Raw genomic sequence first — 1,617 nt, 5'->3', positions numbered from 1 at the left:
CTAACAATGCCTCTTCATTGACATATAAAACAAGGTGATAGTGATTGGACATGATGGCATAAGCACACACTTCAATTGAAAAAACATGCGTTAAGAATCGGATTCGATCTATCATCCACTGTCGACGGTGCTCAAAGCTTTGTCCTGAATATTTATCATCACCACACAAAAAGGCACGACGTACACAACGGGATATACAATGGTAGTAAGGGGTATCAGCAAGTGAAATTAGCGTGTCGCGGGATTGTGTCATAAAACCTCCAAGGAAAACCTATGCTGTTTATTTAACCATAGGTTACTCTTGAAGCTCAGTCAAAAAGATGCGGGTGTCCTCTATTGTTCAAAAAAGGGAAGCAATTGCTTCCCTTTTTTGGATATTATAATTTATTTATAATATGCAGGCTTGTTGCATAATTTTAGCTTGGCTAGCACTAGATTGTTTAATAGCGGCTTTGAACACACGTTTCTTTTCGCCAGAAGAAGATTGATTTACAAAATCAGAAAATGCAGTTGAAGAAACTTTAGTACTTTTTTTCTGTAAAATAGAAAACATGGTTAACACTCCGATTTATTATTCACGATTGAATTTAATGAGGCGGTATTATACTTATTTTCTAAGTATTGGTCAACGGTGCTCACATTGCAATGATAAGCTTTCTGCTCCGTTAAATCTTTAACTAAAACTTCGACTCTAATCTGCTTTTGAAACTCTGCTTTTAGTTTATTCACTACTAATTGAGAATCAATGAACTGCTTTACAAAAACATCAGGTGGGACTCTACGCCCTTCAACTTTTTCCCTTGCCTGTACAAATGCCCACGCATTCTGAGGAGATTGATAAACAAAGATAATCATTACTGCGCGATCTTTATTTAAAGAACGTTCGATATTTTTTTTAGCAACTTCATAGCATGAAAGGGTTGTATCGAGAATAAAACTTACTTTTTTCTTTAATGCTCTGTCATGTACAGCTTCAACAAGTCTAGTCGCGGCACTCTGAAATAGATGAGAGTTTCCGCCAGTATAACCTTCAAATTCATTACGTAATTCATCATTATCGATGCGAAGCGTATTCCCTCCAAAGCTCTCAACGAGGCTTTTGGCTACCTCTGTTTTCCCTGCTCCTGGAGAACCGGCCATAAAAACTGATACAGGGCTTTCTTCTTCAGGAAGGCTATCAACTAATTTTTTGGCGATCTTCTTCTTGTTTTTTTTAATCCGAACAAAGCTCATTGCTTCATCAAACAATGACTGATCTTCTTTGTTGTAATCATGCATCAGCTATTCCCCGTTTTGATTTCTTATATCCTGTCAGATTCTCAATATAAATGAAACGATTTTTGAAATTCTCTATATAAAGGAAGAACCTTTAACTAAATTGCTTTTCTAGCAGTTGCCAATACAACTCATAACCAACTAACTGCTCATCTAGCCAATCGTGTTTATTATAAATCGCCATTATTCCTCCGAGTTCGTGACCGAGCATTTTCTCAGTTACATGAGGCATGATTTGGTTTTCACTTAAAAACAAAGTAGGACATCCAAACATTTATAGAATTATTTTAATAAAAAATGCGCTTGAAACAGATATCAACAAGTCAAACTCAGTTCAATCAC

General features: G+C 36.2%; 2 protein-coding genes and 2 pseudogenes. All 4 read right to left on the bottom strand.

Annotated features, from left to right (window positions below; all coding sequences use genetic code 11):
* Positions 1-253, bottom strand: a pseudogene (locus CXF74_RS21310) (hypothetical protein); the annotation flags it as partial.
* Positions 254-388: 135 nt separating this feature from the next.
* Positions 389-553 carry a hypothetical protein gene (locus CXF74_RS22090; RefSeq protein WP_157822516.1) on the bottom strand — a complete coding sequence of 55 codons (165 nt, stop codon included), beginning with the start codon at positions 551-553 and terminating at the stop codon, positions 389-391.
* Positions 554-555: 2 nt separating this feature from the next.
* The gene (locus CXF74_RS21305) at positions 556-1,278 is read right to left on the bottom strand and encodes a zeta toxin family protein (protein ID WP_101084640.1); all 723 of its coding nucleotides are present in this window, start codon (positions 1,276-1,278) and stop codon (positions 556-558) included.
* 91 nt (positions 1,279-1,369) lie between these two features.
* Positions 1,370-1,525: pseudogene (locus CXF74_RS22085) on the bottom strand (tyrosine-type recombinase/integrase); the annotation flags it as partial.
* Positions 1,526-1,617 lie beyond the last annotated feature (92 nt).

The sequence above is a fragment of the Psychromonas sp. Urea-02u-13 genome (genome assembly GCF_002835995.1).
GTDB lineage: Bacteria > Pseudomonadota > Gammaproteobacteria > Enterobacterales > Psychromonadaceae > Psychromonas.
The sequence above is the reverse complement of the archived record's forward strand: the minus strand, read 5'-3'. Positions and strand labels throughout refer to the sequence as shown.

Bases quoted from the DNA above. Each gene is read 5' to 3' on its own strand.
- CXF74_RS22090 (WP_157822516.1), bottom strand. From the start codon at position 553: ATGTTTTCTATTTTACAGAAAAAAAGTACTAAAGTTTCTTCAACTGCA.
- CXF74_RS21305 (WP_101084640.1), bottom strand. From the start codon at position 1,278: ATGCATGATTACAACAAAGAAGATCAGTCATTGTTTGATGAAGCAATG.